This window comes from Flavobacterium aquidurense (assembly GCF_001404985.1).
Taxonomy (GTDB): Bacteria; Bacteroidota; Bacteroidia; order Flavobacteriales; family Flavobacteriaceae; genus Flavobacterium; species Flavobacterium aquidurense_B.
Genome location: NZ_JRLF01000015.1, coordinates 123,584 through 143,057, shown reverse-complemented (window position 1 = coordinate 143,057; position 19,474 = coordinate 123,584). Strand labels below are relative to the sequence as shown.

The following is a 19,474-nucleotide window of genomic DNA, read 5'->3' as shown; positions in this document are numbered from 1 at the left end:
TCTGAACCTTTGAACCTCATGAAAAAAGTTACTTTAATAAAAATTGGCGGAAACATTATCGATAATCCAACCGAGTTAGAACAATTTTTAACCGATTTTTCTAAAATCGAAGGACATAAAGTTTTAGTTCACGGCGGAGGAAAATCGGCTACAAAAATGGCGCAGAGCATTGGTTTGGTTCCGCAAATGATTGACGGACGCCGAATAACTGATGCTCCAATGCTTGATGTTGTCGTAATGATTTACGCCGGACAAATCAACAAACATATTGTAGCACAATTGCAAGCCAAAGACAATAACGCAATTGGTTTTTCTGGAGCTGACGGAAATTTAATTCAATCTACAAAACGAAATCATCCAACAATCGATTACGGATTTGTGGGCGATGTAAAACTGGTCAATACCAAATTATTAGCCACTTTATTAGAAACAGGAATCGTTCCCGTTTTCTGCGCGATCACACACGATAAAAACGGACAATTATTAAACACAAATGCTGATACTATTGCGAGCGAATTGTCTATCGCATTGTCTGAAGTTTTTGACGTTACATTGACATATTGTTTCGAAAAACAAGGTGTTTTGCAAGATTCAGAAGACGATTCATCTGTAATAACTCAAATCAACGAAAAACTTTATAATAAACTAAAAGAAGAAAAAGTAATCCATTCCGGAATGATTCCAAAACTGGATAATTGCTTCAATAGTTTGTCAAGAGGTGTTCAGAAAATCAAAATTGGGCATCATAAAATGTTGCAAAATCCTGATGTTCTGCACACAACGATTACTTTATAAAGAGATTGCCACGAATTACACAAATTGACACTAATTTTTTCTGTTTAAAGAGAAAATAATTTTAGAAGTACATAAAAAAGTTATTTTGATTTTAAATCTTTTACAAAAAGATAATTTGTGAAAATCACTGCAATTAGTGGCAAAAAAAGAGAGCTTCGCAGTACTTTTAAATTTTAATTTAAGAAATTTGCGCAAATTAAAAATGTCACAGATTTAATAAAAACTTCGTGACTTTGTCCCGATAGCTATCGGGATAACGGCAGAACCTACACAACTATGAAGAATATAGAAACGCTTACCAAAGAAGCCATAGCACTATTAAAAAGCCTGATAGAAACCCCTTCATTTTCAAGCGAAGAAGACCAGACGGCACTTTTAATAGAAAATTGGTTCAATCAAAATGAAATTCCTTTTAAAAGAGAAAATAATAATGTTTGGGCTTTCAATAAATATTTCGACGAAAACAAACCAACACTTTTACTAAATTCACATCACGATACCGTAAAACCAAATCAGGCTTACACCAACGATCCTTTTAAAGCCATCGAAAAGGACGGTAAATTATTCGGTTTGGGAAGTAATGATGCCGGAGGATGTCTGGTTTCGTTATTAGCGACTTTTGTTCACTTTTATGAAAATCAAAATCTGCCTTATAATATAGTAATTGTAGCTTCGGCAGAAGAAGAAAGCAGCGGAAAAAACGGTTTAAACAGCGTTTTAAAACATTTACCAGAATTAGATTGCGCCATTGTAGGCGAACCAACATTAATGCAACTTGCTGTTGCTGAGAAAGGTTTGTTAGTTCTTGACGTAAAAGTAAAAGGAACTGCAAGCCACGCCGCACATCAAAACGATGATAATTCAATTTACAAATCAATTCCCGTAATGGAATGGTTTAAAAACTATAAATTCGATAAAATCTCTGATGTTTTAGGTCCCGTAAAAATGACCGTAACGCAAATTAGTGCCGGAAAACAACATAATGTAGTGCCTTCAGAGTGTGATTTGGTAGTTGATATTCGCGTAACAGATCGTTATACAAATGCTGAAATTCTTGAAGTGGTTAAAGCCAACGTAAATGCCGAAGTAACACCAAGATCAATGCATTTAAACGCATCGTCAATTCCTGTTGCACATGGTTTAGTTCAGGCGGGAATCGCTTTAGGAAGAACCACTTATGGATCTCCAACACTTTCAGATCAATCCGTTTTAAGCTGTCAGTCTTTAAAACTAGGGCCAGGAGAAACATTGCGTTCACATTCAGCAGACGAATTTATTTTTGTAAACGAAATAGAAGAAGGAGTCGATTTATATATCAAAATACTAACCGATTTCTTTAAATTGTAATATTAATTAGGAGCTATTTCCCGCTATTTGTTCCAATCTTTTCCTGGCTAAAGAAGCCAGAAAAAGGATTTCCACTACTATCGGGGCTAGAAACACCAACTGTATAAACGACAACATTAGAATAAATTAGAAAAATAAACCGCAAAGAAAAAAATCTAGAATCTAAGAAGTCTAAAGTCTAAGCAGTCTAACAATTTAAATTATCTAAGAAGTCTAAAAATCTAAGTTATGAAACTTTGGGAAAAAGGAATACCAACAGACAAACAAATCGAACATTTCACCGTAGGTAACGATCGTGAACTCGATTTAGTTTTGGCAAAATACGATGCTTTAGGTTCTATTGCACACGCTAAAATGTTGGGTCAAATTGGTTTATTAACTCAGGAAGAAACCACTTCTTTGGTTGATGCCTTAAATGAAATCATTGCTGACGTTGCAAAAGGAAACTTCGAAATCGAAGACAGTTTTGAAGACGTACATTCTAAAATAGAATATTTACTAACCGTAAAACTAGGCGATGCCGGAAAGAAAATCCATACCGCGCGTTCTCGTAACGATCAGGTTCTAGTAGATGTTCATTTGTATTTGAAAGACGAATTAAAAGCCTTAAAAGAACAAGTTAAAACCTTGTTTGATTTGTTGATGGAATCGGCAGAAAAACACCAAAACGTTTTATTGCCAGGATATACACATTTACAAATCGCCATGCCATCCTCATTTGGAATGTGGTTTTCTGCTTACGCCGAAAGTTTTATTGATGACGTTACAATGTTGAACGCCGCTTCAAAAATCGTTGATCAAAACCCATTAGGTTCTGCGGCAGGTTACGGAAGTTCGTTCCCAATCAACAGAACATTTACAACTCAGGAATTAGGCTTCGAGACTTTAAAATTTAATGCTGTAGCAGCACAAATGAGCCGCGGAAAAGCAGAGAAAACCGTTGCATTTGCAATGGCAAGTGTTGCGGGAACTTTATCGAAATTTGCCATGGATGTTTGTTTGTATATGAGTCAAAACTTTGATTTTATTGGTCTTCCGGCGCATCTTACAACAGGATCGAGCATTATGCCACACAAGAAAAATCCTGATGTATTTGAATTGATTAGAGGAAAATGCAACAAGATTCAGGCACTTCCGTACGAAATCACATTAATCACTAATAATTTACCAAGTGGTTACCATAGAGATTTACAGCTTTTAAAAGAAGGTTTGTTCCCAGCGCTTCAAAACCTAAAAGCATGTTTGGATATTGCGATTTTCTCTGTAAAAGATATTACGGTAAAAGACAATATCTTAAAAGATAAAAAATACGATTATCTGTTTACAGTAGATACTTTAAACGAAATGGTTGTTGCAGGAATGCCTTTTAGAGATGCATACAAAGCTGTTGCAGAACAACTAGAAGCAGGAACATATCAATCTCCAAAAGAAACAAAACACACACACGAAGGCAGTATCAATAATTTATGCTTAGAAGCTATTAAAGATAAAATGAAAGCTGCTTTTTAGTAAACTGTCTCTATTATAAAAGTGAAATGTTAATGTAAAATAAAAACCGATTTGTACTACTGTTCAAATCGGTTTTTTTACGCTGTAAAAGTATATTAACTTTTATTAGTGCAATTTGTAGAGATAACACCCGTTGAACTTACCTGAAGCGTTGCTCCGGCACCACACGACGTATTAGCTACATATTCTTCTACTTTTCCTAAAGGAATTGTTGTATACGTATAAGAAGGTTTTTTTACCGGTGTACCAAAATCCATTGGACCTTTACGACAGTGGTCAAAAGCAATTCCAACAGTTCCTCCATCTGTACTGGAGTATTCTTTAAATACTTTTTCAACTTTTGCAAAATCAGTATCTTCTACATAACAAGTTGAGTTTTTAATTCCTCCGCCTAAACCAATAGCCAAAGAACCGGATTCTGACGTGTTGTAGTAGCAATTTAAAATATGAATTTCGGCATTTCGGGCGCGTGGCATTCTTTGCTTACATCCTTGAGCCCAGTAACAATTTTTAAAAGTTATGCTATAATGTCCATCGGCAGGAAAATCATTTTTACCGGAACCAATTAAATTGCTGAAACTATGATCATCAGCTCCTCCGGAACCTCCTGATTTTGGAGCTTTTAGGTATGTAAATTTACACCATGATATAGTGACATTATCTGTTTTTCCTTTATTGTCAAAATTCCCGTCCTGACCGTCCTGAAACTCACAGTGATCTACCCAAAGGTTGGTACAATCTGCCGTTAAATTATCCTGTCCGTCAATATCATACGATCCGGGACCAACAAAAATTAAATTTCTTATAATCACATTATCAGACCCTGATTTTAAATATAAAATGCCAGCTCCGGGATTAGATTGGTTTTCATTAACGAGTCTGGCTCCCGGCAATCCTATTATAGATTTGTTAGAAACGATTTGCTGTATGGGCTTTCCATTAGGAATTGTAATGGTTCCGGATATTAAAATTACTTCGGGAGAATTTGACTTAATTTTTGCCAGTAAATCTTCGTAAGTGTTTACTACAACAGGAGTTGAGTTTTTGCCTCCGGTAGCAGCAGCGCCAAATCCTTCAGGAGATTCCATATAATAATTTTGTGCAAAAACATTCGATATGCTCCATAAGAGAAAGAGCACTATAAGATTTTTTTTCATTTTTAGACTAAGTTTTTTTTTGTGGTTTTTGTTTAGATAGTTCAATGTAATCGATTACACGAATTTAGTTTAATAAAATTTATAAACTATTATTTTCTCAAAATATTATAATTTATGGTAGATAAAACACAGGTTTAGTAGGTTTATTTTTACTGTCAAAGATTTATTCAAACAAAAAAGACTATTTTTGATTTGTATGTTTATAAAATTAAAATATGAATAAGTTTGATGACCAGGCAACTAAAGCACTGTTGGAGAAAAATCTAATAACTGAAAATCAATATCAGGAAATTAGTGCATATCGCAGCTTAAATATTTTTTCGTTAAATGCAGAGCTTAAATTATTTCTCTATCTATCTGTGTTATTATTTACATCCGGAATTGGTATTTTAATTTATAACAATATTGATACTATTGGACATATTGGAATTCTTTCACTTTTATTAGTTGTGATTGGTGTATGCTTTTACTACTGTTTTAAAAATTCAAAAGGATTTCAAAAACAAGAAACTACATTTGAACATCCTGTTTTAGAGTATTTGGTTTTAGCTGCCAGTATTTTGACTTGTATTTTTATTGGATATTTACAATTTCAATATAAGCCGTTTGGATCAAATTTTAGATTAGCAACTTTAATTCCTACCTTGGTTAGTTTCTTTTGCGCGTATTATTTTGATAATAAAAGCGTTCTCACGATTGCTATTACAGGATTGGCTGCCTATGTTGGACTTTCTGTAACACCTCAGGATTTGCTAAATAACAGTAATTTTTATGAGGATCAGAGCTTAAGTTATTCAGCCATAATTTTAGGAGTCCTACTTGTTTTATGGACAATTTACAGCTCCAGAAATCAATTAAAAGTACATTTTAATATTATCTATCTCACTTTTGCTTTGCATATCATTAGTATTGCAGCAATTAGCAGTTTGTTTGAGTATTTTGAGAACGGAATATGGTTTTTGTTTCTAATTGTCTTGGCAGCTTCTTCTTTTTATTTTTACAAAATCAGCCATGAACTTAAGGCAATTTCATTATATGTTTTTATGATTATATACGCCTATATTGGTATTAATATATTCTTTATCAGAATTATGGAGAACATTAATTTTTCAGATGTATGGGTTTTGTTTATTATGATCCTTCCAATATATTTTATTGGCTCTATAATAATGTTTATAAAATTGATTAAAACCTTCAATAAAGAAATTGCAGCATGATAGTATACGATAAAAATTTATTAAACAATTTAGCTTTAGTTGAAGAAGCAAATTCTTTAGAATCTGCTGGATTTATTAGTAAAGAGCAAAAGAATATAATTAAAAAAGAATTACCGGCATTTAAGAGACAAAGTAATATTTTGGTGCGATTAGGTTTCTTTTTATTGGGAGCATTTTTGTATTTATCTGTATGTGGTGTAATCGCATTATTAGGATTAACAGGTTCTAATTCTGAACGTACTTTTTTTAATATTTGCTGTTATATTTTTGCGGCAATTGGTTTTGCCGGAGCAGAGTTTTTGGCTAGTCAAAAGTATTATGGACATGGTTTAGACGATGCTTTTATTTTAGGGGCACTTTTAAATGTAGGGTTTGCTATTGCTATAACTACTGAAGGTTATGAAATACAAATAGCGCTTTTTGTCGCAGTAGCTTCTTTTTTTATGTACAGAAGGTATTTGCATTTATTGTCTTTATTGGTTTTCTGTTTGGCAGCTGTAGGAGTTTTGTTTTTTGGAATGTTTGAATTTGGAGATATCGGAAAAACAATTTTGCCATTTGTAGCGATGCTGACTTCAGGTGTATTTTACTTTTTCACGAAAAGATTAATTAAGAATCTAAAGGTAAGTTATTATCATAATGGATTATTATTAGCCAATAGTTTTTGTTTGATATTGTTTTACCTTTCTTGCAATTATTTGGTAGTGAGAGAACTTTCTTCTGAACTTTTGGGTAATGAAGTGGTTCCTGGGCAAGATATTCCGTTTGCAGTTTTCTTTTATGCTTTTACTTTTATCATTCCTGTTGTTTATTTGATTCAGGCCTTAAAAACAAAAGACAGAATTATGCTTTGGATTAGCTTTTTGGCTATCGGATTTTCAATTTATACGATAAGATTCTACTATTCAGTTTTACCCATAGAAGTAGCGCTGACTCTTGGAGGATTAGTGTTGTTTACAATCGCTTATTTTTCGATAAAAAAACTAAAAGATAATGAAGTTGGATTGACGTTTAAGCCGGATAGAATTAACAATTCAAACGTAATTTTAAATGCTGAAGCTTTAATAGTTGCCTCAACTTTTGGAATAAAACCAGAAGCAAAAGTTCCGGATTCTCCAATGGATTTTGGAGGAGGAGGTTTTAGCGGTGGAGGTTCAGAAGGAACTTTTTAATTTTTGTGAATGATGTTGTAAAATGTAAAATGTGAGATGCAGAGCTTATCTTTTAAATTCACATCTCACATTTTGCAAAAATCATTTTACCTGAAATTTATATTTTCTCTTTCAAAGCTACAGCATCAATATCGCTGTGAGAAACATCATAAACAGCTTTTCCGTTTCTGATTAGGATCAGTTGTGGAGATTCGTGATATACATTAAACCTGCTGGCAATTTCATTAGATATATCTCTGTGCACAATTAGATCTAAAAAATAAGCATCAACAGTATCATTTAAATCGTATTCACGTTCAAATTGTTTCAAAGCCATACGGCTAATACTGCATCTTGTACTGTGTTTAAAAATTACAACCGGCTTTTCATTTGATATTGCTGTAACTTCTAATAATTGTGCTACATCGGTCAATTCTGTCCAATTTACATTACTTTTTGGGGCATCCGTATTATCTGAATTTCCGAAGATTGAATTAAAAAAACTCATATTTGACTTGTTTTATGACTTTTTGGCGTTTAAAAATGATAAAAATCACTTTTTCAGCGTCATTTTGTCTGTATTTTTAGTGTGGAATATAATTTGACTGATCTTTAGCAAAGTTATAATATTTAAAGTTAAAAATTTAATCCAATAAATTGTAATTTTAATGATATCGAACTTTATAGTCAAAAATCAAACCTAAATCGTATACATATGAACATAAATAAATTTACAATTAAGTCGCAGGAAGCCATTCAGCTATCACAGCAATTGGCGCAACGCAACGGACAGCAGCAAATAGAAAACGAACACATTTTTAAAGCTATTTTTGAAGTAGATGAAAATGTAGCACCGTTTATTTTAAAAAAACTAAATGTAAATGTTCCGTTGTTTTTACAAATATTAGACAGTACTATTCAAAGTTTTCCAAAAGTTTCCGGGGGAGATATTTTACTTTCCAGAGACGCAAATAAAGCGTTGAATGAAGCGGAGATTATTGCTCAGAAAATGAACGATGAATATGTTTCTATCGAACATTTAATTTTAGCAATTTTCGATTCAAAAAGCAAAGTTTCCCAGATTTTAAAAGATCAGGGAGTTACAGGAAAAGGTTTAAAAGCAGCGATTGAAGAACTTCGTAAAGGAGAAAGAGTAACATCGGCTTCAGCTGAAGAAACATATAATTCATTAAATAAATACGCTAAAAACCTAAACGAATTAGCGCGTGACGGAAAACTTGATCCGGTAATTGGCCGTGATGAAGAAATACGTCGTGTTTTGCAGATTTTGACCCGCAGAACAAAAAACAACCCAATGTTAGTGGGAGAGCCAGGAGTTGGTAAAACAGCCATCGCAGAAGGTTTGGCACACAGAATTGTTGATGGTGATGTACCTGAAAACCTAAAAGATAAAATTGTTTTCTCACTGGATATGGGAGCGCTTATTGCCGGGGCTAAATTTAAAGGAGAATTTGAAGAACGTTTAAAAGCCGTTGTAAAAGAAGTTACGGCTGCAGAAGGTGATATCGTTTTGTTTATTGATGAGATTCACACACTTGTAGGTGCGGGTGGAGGAGAAGGCGCAATGGATGCGGCAAATATCTTAAAACCAGCTTTGGCTCGTGGTGAGTTAAGAGCGATTGGAGCAACTACTTTAGATGAATATCAAAAATATTTTGAAAAAGATAAAGCCTTAGAGCGTCGTTTTCAAAAAGTTCTAATTGATGAACCGGATACCGAAAGTGCAATTTCTATTTTACGCGGAATCAAGGAAAAGTATGAAACGCATCATAAAGTTCAAATAAAAGATGAGGCAATTATTGCAGCAGTAGAACTTTCTCAACGCTATATTACAAACCGTTTCTTACCGGATAAAGCGATCGATTTGATGGATGAGGCAGCTTCAAAATTGCGTATGGAAATCAATTCGAAACCTGAAGAATTAGATGTTCTGGATCGAAAAATCATGCAGCTTGAAATTGAGATCGAAGCCATTAAACGTGAAAAAGAAGAAAGTAAACTGAAAATCCTGCACATGGATTTGGCGAATCTTAAAGAAGAACGCAATGAAATTTATGCAAAATGGAAATCAGAAAAAGATGTTGTTGACGGAATTCAGACTGTAAAACAAGAAATTGAAGATTTTAAATACGAAGCAGAGCGTGCAGAGCGTGATGGAGACTACGGAAAAGTAGCAGAGATTCGTTACGGAAAAATAAAAGAAGCACAAGAACGTCTTGATGTTTTACTAAAACAGTTGCAGGAATATCAATCAGGAAATTCTTTGATCAAAGAAGAAGTAACGCGAGAAGATATTGCAGAAGTCGTAGCAAAATGGACCGGAATTCCGGTAATGAAAATGCTTCAGACAGAACGTGAAAAACTATTGCATCTTGAAGATGAATTACACAAACGTGTTGTAGGTCAGGAAGAAGCTATTGAAGCCGTAAGTGATGCCGTTCGCAGAAGCCGTGCAGGATTGCAGGACATGAAAAAACCAGTTGGAACATTCTTGTTTTTAGGAACAACAGGAGTTGGTAAAACAGAGCTTGCAAAAGCTTTGGCCGAATATCTTTTTGATGATGAAAATGCCATGACTCGTATCGATATGAGTGAATATCAGGAACGTCATAGTGTGAGTCGTTTAGTGGGTGCGCCTCCGGGATATGTTGGTTATGACGAAGGTGGCCAATTGACGGAAGCAGTACGTAGAAAACCATATTCTGTGATTTTGCTGGACGAGATCGAAAAAGCACATCCGGATACTTTTAATATTCTGTTACAAGTTCTTGATGAAGGCCGATTAACAGATAACAAAGGACGTTTGGCCGATTTTAAAAATACAATTATCATCATGACATCTAACATGGGAAGTCAGATCATACAAGATAAATTTGAAAACCTGAAAGGAAGTATTGAATCAGCTACAGAATCAGCAAAAGTTGAAGTTTTGGGATTGTTGAAGCAAACTGTTCGTCCGGAATTTATAAACCGTATAGACGAAATTGTAATGTTTACACCTTTAACAGTAGAAAACATTTCAAGAATTGTGAGTTTACAGCTTAAGAGTGTAACAAAAATGCTTGCTTTACAAGGTATTGCAATGGATGCAACTCCGGAAGCGATTAAATATTTATCTGATAAAGGTTACGATCCGCAGTTTGGTGCAAGACCGGTAAAACGCGTCGTACAAAGAGAAGTACTGAATCAATTGTCAAAAGAAATTTTGGCAGGAAATATTACAACAGACAGCATTATTTTAATAGATGCATTTGATGGGCAATTGGTATTTAGAAACCAAACCCATATTGAAAAATAATTATTTTTTTGGTTTTTATTTTTTTGAGACAAACACCAGCTGAAAGGCTGGTGTTTTTTTTATGTCATTTTTATGATTACCTCATTTGCAATACTGCTTTTATGTAAGAATTAATATATATTTGAAGTACTAACAATTAAAACAATTATATGAAAAGAAACCAACAAACTCTTTTAATCTTATTTATTACCTGTATTTCATTTATAACAAATACTTATGCACAGCAAACTGTTGTAGTTTCAGGAGGAAATGCTACCGGAGCCGGAGGTTCATCCAGTTATTCTATTGGGCAGACGGTTTATACTAGTTTAACGGGAGCTACTGAATATATCTTGCAAGGTATACAACAACCTTATGAGATCGCTACGTTAGGTAATGATGAATTTACCGGAATCAATCTTGTAATGTCTGCATATCCAAACCCAACGACTGATATACTGAATTTAGTAGTTGTAAATGACAAATTAAATGATTTATCGTATAATTTATTTGACATAAATGGAAAAATAATCTCAGGAAATTCAAAAATAACCAGTTCTGAAACAAGCATATCTATGCAAAAATTGAATCAGGGAATTTATTTTCTGGCAATAAATGATCATAACAAAACAATAAAAACTTTTAAAATCATTAAAAAATAATATCAAAATAGCAGAAACATATGAAAAAAATTACTCTTGTATTATCATTCTTATTAAGTTCATTTACGATTTTATTAGCACAGGCTCCACAAAAAATGAGTTACCAATCTGTTATTCGTAAAACAGATGGAACATTGGTTGCGAACACTTTAGTAAATATAAAAACAAGTATTTTATTAGGATCAGCAAGTGGCACAGCAAGTTATGTAGAAACCCAAACAGCAACAACAAACAATAACGGATTAGCTACGATAGAAATAGGTGGAGGAACACCTGTTACCGGAACTTTTGCAGGGATAGGTTGGGGTGCAGGATCACACTTTATCAAAACTGAAATTGACCCAACTGGAGGAACTAATTACACAATTAGTGGTACAAGCCAGCTTTTAAGTGTTCCTTATGCTTTATATTCCGGAAGCAGCCAAAATCAAGGAAAAACAAGTATCGTAATAACCGGAGATATTACGGATCAGCAGGCAGCGGCACAAATAGCAGCTGAGTTTGGTCCTTACACAGAAAATATTTATGTAAATGGTACTACAAATTTAACAACTTTAGATTTATCTGTAGTAAAAAGATTAATCAATCTAAATGTAAATTATAATTTAAAATTAGTTACTATAAATTTCAACAATCTTATTGAAGTTTATAGTAATTTAAATATAACAAATAACGAAAAATTAATTTCAATTATATTTCCTGCCTTAAAAATATTAGAAGGAAATGATGATATTGATATTTTTAATAATCAATCTTTAGTCTCAATTTCTTTTCCTTTATTGACTAAATCACAGGGTCTTGCTTTTAGACTTAATCCTAGTCTAAATTCTATTGATGTTCCATTATTATCTTTTGTTAATAATTCCGGAATTGTTAGCTTTAGACATAATGCACTTCCAAATTCCCAAGTTAATTTAATTCTAAGCAAATTATTAAATTTAACTTCAAAAAACACCATTGAATTACATGCTCAAAATCCTCCAGCTCCTCCTACAGGACAGGGTATTATAGATAAGACAACTTTAATAAACAGAGGTTATAGTGTTACTACTGATTAAATTATAATTCCTTTTAATAATTATTAAACAAAAAAGCATCAGTTATATAACAGATGCTTTTTTGTTAGAAATTTCAAATCCGTAAATCATGAAACTTTTTTTAAAAGTCATATAAAAAGATTTTAAGATTAAGTTATCAACTTTACATGAGTGTGTTTACACAATAATCAATTGAATAATAACTTAAAAACAAAGACATTATGAATAATATTTTTAGAGGATTACTGGCAGGTTACGGAGCAAAAAAACTAGGTGGAGGATGTTTTGGTACCATCTTCGTTTTTATTATTATTTGGGTACTTTTAGGACAATGCAGTTAAGCTTTGTTTAGTAAAAAGAAGCTTATTCTAAAATAGAACAATCTATTCAGTATGTTTTATTTTAACAAAAATAAAAATACAATTATGGTAAAATTGTAAGGATAGATTTGATCAAAAAGTATTAGTTTAGCAAAAATAAATCATAAAACACCTTAATTTTTTTGATACACATTATCAATTAATTACGTTGTTTCTTCAAAAAAAAGCAAGAATAATGGCATCAGGTTTTTTCGTTCTATTAGATGATATCGCAGCAATTATGGATGATGTTGCAGTAATGAGTAAAATTGCAGCAAAAAAAACAGCTGGAATTTTAGGCGATGATTTGGCTGTAAATGCTGAGAAAGCTTCAGGATTTGCTTCATCGAGAGAACTTCCGGTATTGTGGGCAATAAGTAAAGGTTCACTCCTTAATAAAATAATTATTTTACCAATAGCTTTTTTATTAAGTGCATTTTTGCCAGTTGCAATTATTGTAATCCTTGTATTGGGAGGATTATTTTTGGCCTATGAAGGAGCGGAAAAAATCTATGAATTTATATTCCCACACAGCCACGAAAAATCTGCAGGAATAACAGCTGAAAATTTAACCGAAGAAGAAATTTTGGAAGCTGAAAAAGGAAAAGTAAAATCAGCTATTGTAACCGATTTTATTTTATCTGTAGAAATCGTAATTATTGCTCTAGGTACCGTAATTGATGAACCACTTATACAACAAATTATTGTAACTTCGATAATTGCATTAATTGCAACCATTGGTGTTTACGGTATTGTTGCACTTATTGTTAGAATGGATGAAGCAGGTTATAAACTTATTAAATTTAGCAAAAAAGAAAAAAGCCTGTCAAAATTTATAGGGAATATATTAGTTAAAGCTCTTCCTATAGTAATTAAAAGTTTAACGGTGATTGGTACAATAGCATTAATTTTGGTTGCAGGTGGAATCTTTGTGCATTATATCCCATTTTTTCATCATCTTTCACCTAAAATTAATATACCTGTAATAATAAATGAATTTGTAGTAGGTATTGTATTAGGATTTGGGGTTTTAGCTATTGTAAACCTAATCAAAAAAATATTTAAAAAGAAAGAAATAGCATAAACTGTTCTCACATACAAATATCAAAAAACACTAGTCGAAAGGCTAGTGTTTTTTTTGTGAAAACCAATTCCTTATTTAAAGATCAATTGTCCATATACTAATATATCCAATAGTTATCGGGACAATATCTTTTCTATCCGGGATATGTTATACCAGAAAATTTAATTTTCATAAGAAATGACTGTTGTTTTGTGTGTTTTTTTATTTGATTAATCTGCTGATTTGTAAATGTTTAATGTTTTGATCCAATTATTTAACAAATTAATAAAGCAACCAATACAACTCTCTTACATCTTCATAGTAATTAACAATTAATTATTATTTTATATGAAAAATTTTAAATTTAAAACAGTTTTTGTAGTATTATTTTCAGTAACAGTATTAGTTTCTTGCAGTAATGATGATAAACCAAGTACTCCTGAGCCAACTACAAAAATTGCATTCGTAACAGAAGTGAAAGGTCCTGTTGCCGGAAAAGTAAATGAAGAACTAAGTTATGATGTAACATTTATTGTAGATAACGCTTGTGGTGAATTTAATAAAATTACAGAGGCAACAATTGGAATAGATAAAGGTTTACAGGTAGAAGCAAAGTACGCATCAGAAGTTTGTACACAACAAGTTCCGGATCCTAAGAAAACAGTTTATAAGTTTAAATCAACTGCAAAAGGAACTTTCGAAATCAAATTCAAAAAGTCAGATAAGGAATTCGTAACTACAAAAGTGGTTATTGAATAATTAGGTTATTTATAGATAAATTTTAGGTTAGAAACCATTTTGCAAAGAATTAATTTTTTAAATTGATGCAGAATGGTTTTTTAAATTGTATGATTTTGTAAGATGAAATATGGTTATTTAAAAAGCAAATTATTCAAAAATAAACACATGTAAAAATATTTTCTTACATTTGTCTTTAATTCAAAACACAATGGAAAAAACAATAATCATAAAACCAAATACTAAAACAGTTTCTGTTTTAAAAAAATTGGTTGATTTAAAAGAAGAACATCGTAAAGAGATTATATTAAAATTAGGAAAAAAATAGAATATAAACTTTATGTATCAATATATTTTAGAAGAGGGTCGTGACCCTCTTTTTTATTTTACCACAAAATACAGTTTAAAGTATTTTGTCAGTTTTCGAAAGATGAACTTTGATAATGATTTTTTTGAAAATTTATATTCTGTCGATTTTGGCGAAACTAATAATCAAAAGTTTTTTAATGATCCTGAAATAGAAGTTACGATTACGGCAATTATAAATGATTATCTTCTTACAAATCCCAATCTCATTTTATATTATGTCTGCGATAGCGTCGATTTTAAGCAAGACTTTAGAAAAAAGTTATTTGATAAGTGGTATATAAAAACTCAAAAAAATGAATTCTCTAAAGTTAATTTTCTATATCAAATTCCACAAGAGAACGTGAACTATCATTTAGGATTTATTTTTAAAACAGATTATTATGAACTTCAGCAAGTTATTGAGAAAGTAGATTTACAACTTGAAGAATTTGCTAATCTTAAATAATTTTACAAGATAATTTATAAAAAGCGGCAGAAGAATGGTAACTTTTTAATCTTTACAGGAACATGATTCGAAAGTCTATGCTTATAAATTTTAAAATCACCCGACATTGCTCGTTTTGAAATCCCTCTAAAAATTACTATTTTTGCACTCTAAAATTTATGTCATGCCGAAAAGAAAATATAAAATTGCCGTTATACAGTTAAATCTAAATGATGTTGCCGAAAATAATCTTAAAAAATGCATTAGCTGGGTAAAAGATGCTGCTAATAAAGGTGCAGAAGTTATCTTATTACCTGAATTATATAGCAGTCATTATTTTTGCCAAAGCGAAGATGTAGACAATTTTGCATTAGCAGAACCGCTTTACAGTACTTCGTTTATTGCTTTTAGCGAATTGGCAAAAGAATTAGAAGTAGTAATTATTGTTCCTTTCTTCGAAAAAAGAATGGCTGGAATTTACCACAATAGTGCTTACATTATCGATACTGACGGAACAGAAGCTGGTTTATACCGTAAAATGCATATTCCGGATGATCCGCATTTCTATGAGAAATTCTATTTTACTCCGGGTGATTTAGGTTTTCAGGCGATTGAAACTAAAAAAGGAAAAATTGGAACCCTTATTTGTTGGGATCAATGGTATCCGGAAGCTGCTCGTATAACAGCTTTAAAAGGAGCCGAAGTATTGTTTTATCCAACTGCAATAGGATGGCATCCAAAAGAAAAAGAACAATATGGAGAAAACCAGTATGGAGCCTGGATGAACGTAATGAAAGGTCACGCTGTAGCAAACGGAGTTTTTGTTGCTGCTGCTAATAGAATTGGTTTAGAAAAATATATCGAAGGAACAGAAGGAATTCAGTTTTGGGGAGCATCATTTATTGCTGGGCCACAAGGCGAGATCTTAGCTCAGGCTTCTCATGATCAGGAAGAAATACTAATTGCCGAAGTCGATTTAGACTTACAGGAAAATGTACGTCAGAACTGGCCATTTTTCAGAGACAGAAGAATCGATGCTTTTGGTGATATTACAAAAAGAGCGATCGACTAAATTCAGTGAATCATTAAATAAAAAAAAGGACGAAATTTATATTTCGTCCTTTTTTGTTTTTCTTTTAAAACAAAAAAAATCCGCTTCAGAATGTTCCGAAGCGGATTTTTAAAAAATATATAATAAGATTATTTTACTTTGAAAGTAACTCTTCTTACGATTTGACGAGCTTCTTTAGAATTTTTATTCACAGAAGTATCTTCACCGTTAGCAATTACATTCAATCTTGAAGCATCGATTCCAGCATTTTCTGCTACTTTTTTCACAGATTCAGCTCTTTTTCTAGATAATTCAGTATTGTAATCTGAACTTCCAATTTCGTCAGAATATCCAATGATATCTGCAGATTTTCCTGGGTTGTTTTTCAAGTATTTCACTAAGAAGTCAACACCAGATAATGAAGCATTTGTTGGTTTAGAAGAGTTAAAGTCAAAATAAACATTAACATAACCTCCGTTAATCAACTCTTCAACAGTATTGTTTGTTGCAGTTTGACTACCTTGTTTAACATAAGTTTTGTCTAAGTAGCTTTCTAATTCATCCGGAACACCATTTTGATTGGTATCAATAGATTGTCCTTTAGTATTTACGGCAACTCCTGAAACAGTATTAGGTTCTAAGTCATACAAATCAGCAACACCATCTTTATCAGTATCAATAAGACCAGTTTCGATTGTAGTAACTCTGTCTTCTAATTTGTTTAATCTTTCGTTTTCTTCAGAATACCAGTCAGCATGTTTCTCGTTTTTACCTAAGTAAAAAGTTAAACCAACAGAAGCGTTTAGTAAAACACCATCAAATGAACCAGTTGAAGTAAGACCTCGCCCATCAAAGTTATGGTTTTGTCTTCCGTTAACAATACCTGTAAGATCTCCTGTTAAAGCAATTCTGTTGCTTAATCTAACTTGTCCTGTTAAACCCATGATTCCATGACCCATGTAATCTTTTCCGTCAAAACCTTTATCAGAACTTAATTGAGAAACACCAAAACCACCGTGTGCTAATAAACCAAATGTATTTGTCCAGGTCTCAAAGTTTAAAGCTCTACCAAGGTTAATAACCCCTTGTACACTTGCTCTGTAATATTTACTTTCGAAATCAGGTGTGTTATCACGTTCCTGAAATTGATCATAACCAACATCAAATTTTAAACCAAATTTTGGGTTAAACATATATCTTACACCTAAATCTGCGTGAAACGGACTTACAGTTTCAGTAGAGTAACCAGATGTCATTGTTCTTGTAGGTTTATTTAAACCACCATTCAATTCGATCGACCATCTGTTATAACCCGGTTTTTCAATAGATGGTTGAGTTGATGTTGTTGCCATATTTTGTGCATTTGCAGCAAATGCTAATAGTAAGAGCGATACTGAAGCTAATTTCTTTTTCATGATATCCAAATTTTAATTTAATTGTGATTATTAAGAGTTTTTCTTTTTAAACTCTGGACAAAATTATACTACGAGTTTTAGAATGTGTTCTATTCGCTCTTACATAATTCCCACCTTTTGGGTTTTATTTATGTAAATACGTTAAAAGAATCGAAATATTAGAGCAAAAAAAAGAGCTAAATTTATTTTTTAGCTCTTTTTGAAAATTGTAAATATTAGGTTTATTTTAAATCCGGCTGGTAGATTTTTATAGTTCCATCTCCCTCACTACTAACTACTAACAAACTTCTCTTGCTTGGACTTTTAGACGCTGGAATAAATAATATTCCTTCTGGAGCATCTCCGGTTTTTACTGTTTGCAAATATTGAGGCGAGGCAGGATTTGTAATATCATAAGTCATAAAAGAATCTGATCTTTCAAGTCCAACAAACAGAATATTCTGACTTCCCATCTTAACTGCAACTACAGCTTCAGGTTCAGAACCTTTATCATCGCTGCGTTTATCATCATAAGTTCCTAATTCATTTGTTTTTTTATCGGCATCATTTTTACTGTCGTAAACAATTTTTCCAGTATTTCCGTTCCAGATCGAAAAAGAACGTGCTCCAAAAGCTACCATTTCATCAAGATCACCATCACCGTCAGTATCACCCATATCAGCAATAAGATTTAATCTGCCTAAGTTGGTTTCTAATTTTAAAGTTGCAGCATCAGGAAAAACAGTTGCATCAAGTTTCATGTCTTTCATTCTTTTAATATCTGAGTACGCAGTATATTCTCTTGAATCACCTTCATTTGCGGTAACAAAATACGGAGTATTATTTGCAGAAAAATGGCTGATACCATCAGGCATAAACATCCCTTTTACTTTCCATGGATTAAAAGCCACTTTATCATCTTTATCTGAAACATCAATTGCATTCTCAGCAGTATTAAAATCTTTAAAACCCAATGGATAAATAGCTGTAATTGTTTTAGAAGTTAAATCTACTTTTGCAACACCATTATTTTCCTGGAGTGTAACCCAGGCCGTTTTTGAATCATCTGAAATAGTAACATATTCAGGCTCGATATCCTGAGCAAAGCTTTTGGCAAACTTTGAAATTCTAAAACCATCTTTTTGCAAAGCTACTGCCTGATTGCTAAAAGAACTAAAATCTAAAGTTGTAACAGTGTAGTTATTAGCTACTTCAATAATAGAAATTGTTCCGTTTGGATCTTGTGTGTAATCTGTATTTGGTTCCCCTTCATTAGCCGTCATAATATATTTTCCATCAGGTGAAAAAGTAACCATATCAGGTAATGCACCAACAGTAACTTGTTTAATCAAACTATAATCTGTAGTATTAAAAATAACTACTTTTCCGTTTCCTTGTTTGTTTACAGTTGATTCCAGGGCAACTGCCAGTTTTCCATCAAAAACAGAAACACTGTTTGAAGCTCCTTCATATGGAGTTAAATCGATTTTCCCAATTTTGGCTGGTTTTGCAGGATCAGACAGGTCAATAGCATCAATCTGATTCGTTCCGCTATTATTTACTGTAAAAAGTTTTTTTGTTTTTTCGTCATAAGCCGTTATTTCTGCTGCACCTTCTCCTCCAATAGTTATAGAACCAATTTCTTTAAAAGTTCCCGGATTTTCATTTACAACAACCTCAGGTTCCTGGCTGTTCGAATTTTCATCATTATTACAACTTACCATAATAGATAAAGCGGCTAATAATGAAATAGTTAGTTTTTTCATTTTTGTGTTTTTTAGTTTTGCCAAATGTAATTACGAGAAAATGGTCCCATATTAAGGCTGTATTATTTAATCTTTAAACTTAAACCAAATCAGATATTTGATTTAAATATGATATGATTTTGATTGTAGTATTTTAT

The 19,474-nt window shown here is 32.4% G+C and carries 16 protein-coding genes; 12 read left to right on the top strand and 4 right to left on the bottom strand.

The features are described 5' to 3' along the window. Window positions 1-18: 18 nt before the first annotated feature. The 3 genes from argB to argH all read left to right on the top strand — a co-directional run bounded on the left by argB (window position 19) and on the right by argH (window position 3,651). Window positions 19-795: an acetylglutamate kinase gene (gene argB, locus RC62_RS19105; protein WP_055097911.1), complete on the top strand. Its 777-nt coding sequence runs from the start codon at window positions 19-21 to the stop codon at window positions 793-795. A gap of 276 nt (window positions 796-1,071) precedes the next feature. Beyond that, the gene (locus tag RC62_RS19100) at window positions 1,072-2,142 is read left to right on the top strand and encodes a M20 family metallo-hydrolase (protein ID WP_055097910.1); all 1,071 of its coding nucleotides are present in this window, start codon (window positions 1,072-1,074) and stop codon (window positions 2,140-2,142) included. A 228-nt stretch (window positions 2,143-2,370) separates the two neighbouring features. Next, window positions 2,371-3,651, top strand: a complete 1,281-nt coding sequence (gene argH / locus RC62_RS19095) for an argininosuccinate lyase (protein WP_055097908.1) — start codon at window positions 2,371-2,373, stop codon at window positions 3,649-3,651. 95 nt (window positions 3,652-3,746) lie between these two features. Here argH and RC62_RS19090 read toward each other — a convergent pair whose 3' ends face one another. Further along, window positions 3,747-4,808, bottom strand: coding sequence for a polysaccharide lyase family 1 protein (locus tag RC62_RS19090; protein WP_082421332.1), 1,062 nt, complete (start codon window positions 4,806-4,808; stop codon window positions 3,747-3,749). Window positions 4,809-5,023: 215 nt separating this feature from the next. Here RC62_RS19090 and RC62_RS19085 point away from each other — a divergent pair, with 215 nt between their 5' ends. Both RC62_RS19085 and RC62_RS19080 read left to right on the top strand, forming a co-directional pair. After that, window positions 5,024-6,025 carry a DUF2157 domain-containing protein gene (locus RC62_RS19085; RefSeq protein ID WP_055097906.1) on the top strand — a complete coding sequence of 334 codons (1,002 nt, stop codon included), beginning with the start codon at window positions 5,024-5,026 and terminating at the stop codon, window positions 6,023-6,025. Next, window positions 6,022-7,197: a hypothetical protein gene (locus RC62_RS19080; protein WP_055097905.1), complete on the top strand. Its 1,176-nt coding sequence runs from the start codon at window positions 6,022-6,024 to the stop codon at window positions 7,195-7,197. The genes RC62_RS19085 and RC62_RS19080 overlap by 4 nt, the downstream gene beginning before the upstream one ends. Before the next feature lie 97 nt (window positions 7,198-7,294). Here RC62_RS19080 and ytxJ read toward each other — a convergent pair whose 3' ends face one another. Beyond that, window positions 7,295-7,684: a bacillithiol system redox-active protein YtxJ gene (gene ytxJ, locus RC62_RS19075; protein WP_055097904.1), complete on the bottom strand. Its 390-nt coding sequence runs from the start codon at window positions 7,682-7,684 to the stop codon at window positions 7,295-7,297. A 207-nt stretch (window positions 7,685-7,891) separates the two neighbouring features. Here ytxJ and clpB point away from each other — a divergent pair, with 207 nt between their 5' ends. From clpB to RC62_RS19040, 7 genes are all read left to right on the top strand, one after another. Beyond that, complete coding sequence (gene clpB / locus RC62_RS19070) at window positions 7,892-10,495, top strand: ATP-dependent chaperone ClpB (RefSeq protein ID WP_055097903.1); 2,604 nt, start codon at window positions 7,892-7,894, stop codon at window positions 10,493-10,495. A 149-nt stretch (window positions 10,496-10,644) separates the two neighbouring features. After that, window positions 10,645-11,136 carry a T9SS type A sorting domain-containing protein gene (locus RC62_RS19065; protein WP_055097902.1) on the top strand — a complete coding sequence of 164 codons (492 nt, stop codon included), beginning with the start codon at window positions 10,645-10,647 and terminating at the stop codon, window positions 11,134-11,136. A 20-nt stretch (window positions 11,137-11,156) separates the two neighbouring features. Further along, window positions 11,157-12,194, top strand: a complete 1,038-nt coding sequence (locus RC62_RS19060; protein WP_055097901.1) for a hypothetical protein — start codon at window positions 11,157-11,159, stop codon at window positions 12,192-12,194. A gap of 534 nt (window positions 12,195-12,728) precedes the next feature. Continuing rightward, window positions 12,729-13,616, top strand: a complete 888-nt coding sequence (locus RC62_RS19055; RefSeq protein ID WP_055098582.1) for a DUF808 domain-containing protein — start codon at window positions 12,729-12,731, stop codon at window positions 13,614-13,616. Window positions 13,617-13,943: 327 nt separating this feature from the next. Then, the gene (locus tag RC62_RS19050) at window positions 13,944-14,354 is read left to right on the top strand and encodes a hypothetical protein (protein WP_055097900.1); all 411 of its coding nucleotides are present in this window, start codon (window positions 13,944-13,946) and stop codon (window positions 14,352-14,354) included. Between the two features lie 319 nt (window positions 14,355-14,673). Further along, window positions 14,674-15,147 carry a DUF6169 family protein gene (locus tag RC62_RS19045; protein WP_157472585.1) on the top strand — a complete coding sequence of 158 codons (474 nt, stop codon included), beginning with the start codon at window positions 14,674-14,676 and terminating at the stop codon, window positions 15,145-15,147. A gap of 163 nt (window positions 15,148-15,310) precedes the next feature. After that, window positions 15,311-16,198, top strand: a complete 888-nt coding sequence (locus RC62_RS19040; protein WP_055097898.1) for a carbon-nitrogen hydrolase — start codon at window positions 15,311-15,313, stop codon at window positions 16,196-16,198. Window positions 16,199-16,326: 128 nt separating this feature from the next. Here the strand turns inward: RC62_RS19040 and RC62_RS19035 are convergent, their stop codons facing one another. Further along, window positions 16,327-17,592: an OmpA family protein gene (locus tag RC62_RS19035; RefSeq protein ID WP_055097897.1), complete on the bottom strand. Its 1,266-nt coding sequence runs from the start codon at window positions 17,590-17,592 to the stop codon at window positions 16,327-16,329. Between the two features lie 221 nt (window positions 17,593-17,813). Then, window positions 17,814-19,337 (bottom strand): choice-of-anchor I family protein, encoded by a 1,524-nt coding sequence (locus RC62_RS19030; protein WP_055097896.1) that lies wholly within the window; start codon window positions 19,335-19,337, stop codon window positions 17,814-17,816. Window positions 19,338-19,474 lie beyond the last annotated feature (137 nt).